The sequence below is a fragment of the Lysobacter xanthus genome (assembly GCF_047159895.1).
Map to the genome: position 1 here is coordinate 1 of NZ_BAAGAB020000115.1, position 3,955 is coordinate 3,955.

Annotated in this window: 3 protein-coding genes; 2 read left to right on the forward strand and 1 reads right to left on the reverse strand. The window is 71.3% G+C overall.

Translation table 11 applies throughout. From position 1 onward, the window contains the following. The coding region (locus tag ACY35P_RS15050) for a penicillin acylase family protein (protein WP_462116649.1) at positions 1-1,141 on the forward strand (1,141 nt) is incomplete at its 5' end. A gap of 89 nt (positions 1,142-1,230) precedes the next feature. Then, positions 1,231-1,593, forward strand: coding sequence for a response regulator transcription factor (locus ACY35P_RS15055; protein WP_462116650.1), 363 nt, complete (start codon positions 1,231-1,233; stop codon positions 1,591-1,593). A gap of 6 nt (positions 1,594-1,599) precedes the next feature. Here the strand turns inward: ACY35P_RS15055 and ACY35P_RS15060 are convergent. After that, a partial coding sequence (locus ACY35P_RS15060; protein WP_462116651.1) for a bifunctional diguanylate cyclase/phosphodiesterase occupies positions 1,600-3,955 on the reverse strand: 2,356 nt, incomplete at its 5' end.

Here is a 3,955-nt window from a genome sequence, read left to right on the forward strand (position 1 = left end):
CGGCTCGCTCAACTTCGGACTGCTCGGCCTCGCACGCGCGGGGTCGCTCGACGCCGCAGTGCACCAGGCCGAGGCGACGGCCATCCCGGCGCAGAACCTGCTGGTGGCCGACCGCTCGGGCCGGATCGGCTGGCGCCTGCTGGGCCCGATGCCGAAGCGCGCCCCGGGCTGCGCGGCATCGGGACTCTCCGATGCGCGCACCTGCCCGCCCTGGCCGATCTCGACCGCCGGGAACCCGGTCATCGTCGATCCGCCCAACGGACGCCTGTGGACGGCGAACGCGCGCGTGACCGACGGCGCCGACCTCGCCCGCATCGGCGACGGCGGCTACGTGCTGGCGGTGCGCGCGCGCAGGATCCGCGACGATCTGCTCGCCCGGACGCACTTCACCGAGCGCGACCTGCTGGACATCCAGCTCGACGACCGCAGCGTCTTCCTGCAACGCTGGGCGACGCTGCTGCACGAGGCCGCGCATGCCGCGCCGGCGGGCTCGCCGCTCCGCGCCATCGACCTCGGGCCGATCGAACCGCGGGCGACCGCCTCCGCGGTGCGGTATCGGCTCGTGCGCGCCTGGCGTCAGGCCGTGCTCGACCGTGTCCGCGAAGGGCTGTTGCTGCCCGCGCATATCGCGCTCGGGCCGAAAGCGGAGTTGCCGGACGTGCCCCAGATCGAAGGCGTCGCCTGGCCGCTGGTGACCCAGCGCCCCGTGCACCTGCTCGATCCGCGTTTCGCGTCGTGGACCGCGCTGTTCGAAGACGCGGCGCGCGAGGTGAAGTCCGGCCTCGGCAAGCGCGGTCCGCTGCGCGAGCGGACTTGGGGCGAGCGCAACACCGCGGCGATCTGCCATCCGCTGGCGAGCGCCCTGCCCTTCGCGCGGCGGGCGCTGTGTATGCCGGCCGAACCGCTCGACGGCGACTCGCTGACGCCGCGCGCGATGGCACGCGATTTCGGCGCGTCGGAACGGATGGTCGTCTCCCCGGGCCGCGAAGCCGAAGGGATCGCGCAGATGCCCGGCGGCCAGAGCGGCCACCCGCTCTCCCCGTTCTGGGGCGCGGGTCATGCCGATTGGGTCGCGGGGCGCCCCACCCCGTTCCTTCCCGGCCCGGCCCGCGACGTGCTGCGGCTCGACCCCGCCCGCTGACGCCGGGGCGGGCAGCGTTCCATCGCCCGTCCCACCGGGAGGTGGCAGGCGGGCTAGACTCCGCCGTCGCTGTTACGGCCGCTTCCCGAATGCCCTCCATCCTCGTCGTCGAAGACAACGCCGCCATCCGCGAATCGCTCGGCGAACTGCTGTCGGCGGAAGGCTATGGCGTCGAGCTCGCACCGGACGGACGCGCCGCCTGCGACGTGCTGGCCCAGGGCTCCGCGCCCTGCACGATCCTGCTCGACCTGATGATGCCGGTGATGGACGGCTGGGAATTCCTGGAATGGAAGGCCCGCAGCGACTACCGCGACGTGCCCGTCGTCGTGCTCACCGCGCTGGACGTCGCGGGGGACGTCGAGGGGCTCGCCGGGCGCTACGGGTGCGAGGTGGTGTCGAAGACGGGCGCGGTGCCGGACCTGCTGCGCCGCGTCGCCAGGCGCTGCTGCTGAACCGGCTCAGGCCGGGACGTCGACCCGCGCGCGTGCAATGAATCGCGTGAGCAACGGCAGCAGTTCCTCGAACGGCATCGGGCGACCGAGCAGGTAACCCTGCACCTCGTCGATGTGTCGCGCACGCAGCCAGTCGAGCTGCAATGCGGTCTCCACGCCCTCGGCCACGGTGCGGATGTCGAGCGCATGCGCGAGGCCGATGATCGAATTGCAGATCGCCGCATCGTCCTCGTCGCTGCCGAGGTCGCGCACGAACGAGCGGTCGATCTTCAGGCGGTCGATCGGGAAGCGCTTGAGGTAGGCGAGGCTCGAATAGCCCGTGCCGAAGTCGTCGATCGAGAAACTCACGCCGAGCGCGGCGATCTGCCGCATCAGCTCGATCGCGCGTTCCGGGTCCTGCATCAGCAGGCCTTCAGTGATCTCGAGTTCGAGCACTTCGGCCGGCAACCGGTGGCGCTGCACGGTCTCGGCCACGTAGCGCACCAGGTCGTCGCTGAACTGCGCAGGCGAGACATTCACCGCCACGCGCAGGCCGGGCATGCCGGCATCGGCGAGCAGGCGCCAGTGGCGCGCGGCTTCGTCGAGCACGCGGCGGCCGAGTTCGACGATCAGCCCGCTCTCCTCGCAGACCGGGATGAACTCGCCCGGCATCAGCAGGCCGCGCTCGGGATGGCGCCAGCGCACCAGCGTCTCCAGCGCGACGGGGCGCTCCTCGCTGTCGAACAGCGGCTGGAACACCGCCACGAACTCCTTGCGTTCCAGCGCGCGACGCAATTCGGCGACCAGCTGCACGCGGCGCGAAACGCCGTCGACGAACTCGTTCTGGAACGGCACCGCGCGGTTGCGGCCCTGGCGCTTGGCCTGGTGCATGGCGAGGTCGGCATGCTTGAGCAGCGTCTCCACGTCGTCCCCCGCTTCCGGGAAGCGGCACCAGCCGATGCTGGCCGTCAGCGTCTGCAGCGAGCCGCCGATGTCGATCGGGCGGCCCAGCGCGTCCGTGATGCGCCGCATCACTTCGGAGGCGCCGGTGTCGCCCATCTGCTCGGTGAGGATGATCACGAACTCGTCGCCGCCAAAGCGCGCGACGGTGTCCGTCTCCCGCGCGACTCCGCGAAGCCGCTGAGCGACTTCGCACAGCACCTGGTCGCCCGCGCCGTGGCCGAGGGTGTCGTTGACCAGCTTGAAATCGTCCAGGTCGACGAAGATCAGCACGCCGTCGCGGCCGTAGCGCTGCGCATTGAGCAGCGCTTGCTGCAGACGGTCCTGCAGCAGCTGGCGGTTCGGGAGGTCCGTCAGTGCGTCGTGCGTGGCGCGGTAGGCGAGCCGTTCCTCGTAGTTCTCGCGCTCGCTCATGTCGAGCATGCCGCCGACCACGCGGAGCGCGCGTCCGGTGACGTCGCGCTGGATGAAGGCACGGTCGATCACGAGCGCGTAGCTGCCGTCGCCGCGACGGTAGCGGTACTGCTCCTGCCATTCCGCATCGTCGCGCTCGAGCGCGCGCGACAGGCCGGCGGTGACGCGTGCGTGGTCGGACGGGTGCACGCGCGAGGCCCATTCGTCGAGCGCGGCCACCGGCGTCGGCAGCGTGCCGAAACGGGTGTAGTAGGAATCGCTCCACCAGATCTCGCGCCGCTCGACGTCGTAGTCGTAGACGACGTCGCTCGTCGCGCGGGAAACGAGGCGGAAGCGCTCTTCGGCGCGCTCGCGCTCGGTGACGTCCTGCGCGGCGACCAGGCGTGCGCGACGGCCGTCGAATTCGATGTCGTGCGAGTGCACGGCCATGCGCATGGTGCGGCCGTCGCGATGCAGGTGCGTCCAGACGCGTCCCTGCGGCAGCGCACCGGACACCGTGCCGGCGCTTTCGCGCAGCGCCTGGTGTTCGTTGGCAGGGCGGATCGACAGCGTGCTCGCGCCCACCAGCGCGTCCCGCGCGTAGCCGTAGTGCTCGACCATCGCATCGTTCACCGCGAGGATCGTCAGCGATTCGCGGTCGAAGACCCACATCGGCAGCGGGTTGTGCTCGAACAGGAAGCGGTACTGCGCCTGCGCCTGCAGCGCACGTTCCCGCGCGTCGACGAGGTCGGTCACGTCCTGCTGGAAGCCGCGCACGATCGGCCGACCGTGCTCGTCGGTGGTGGCCACCGAACGGGCGAGCACGGTCCGCTCGGTACCGTCGGGACGACGGATGCGGAACTGGATCTCACCAGCGGGGCCACCGGGCTCGAGGAGGTTGCCGAGCTCCATCAACGCGGCGCGGTCGTCCGGATGCACCAGTTCGAACACGGCGGGGATCGCGCGAAGGCCCAGTGCCGCCGTCCAGATGAACGCCGACGACGGTTCGGGCGGGAAGCCGCAGGCGCCG